The sequence below is a fragment of the Gemmobacter nanjingensis genome (genome assembly GCF_014652195.1).
Lineage (GTDB): Bacteria > Pseudomonadota > Alphaproteobacteria > Rhodobacterales > Rhodobacteraceae > Gemmobacter > Gemmobacter caeni.
Window position 1 is genome coordinate 199,094 of record NZ_BMYI01000005.1, and the last position, 221, is coordinate 199,314.

Below are 221 nucleotides of genomic sequence, written 5' to 3' on the forward strand. Positions count from 1 at the left end.
CGAGGTCAGGAGTTTGCTGACAAGGCCGCCGACGACCGTCGTGGCAAGACCAGACCCGGCCAGCCACGCGCCATAGTAGGCGGTCCCGATGACACCGGCGCCGAGAGCGCCCGCCGTCCCGAACCCGACCATCCCCGCGATGAAGCCAAAGGCCTGAGGCATGGATCACCCCACCCGGAACAGGCGCTGGACCGGCAGCAAGGGCACGAGGCCCAGCCTGC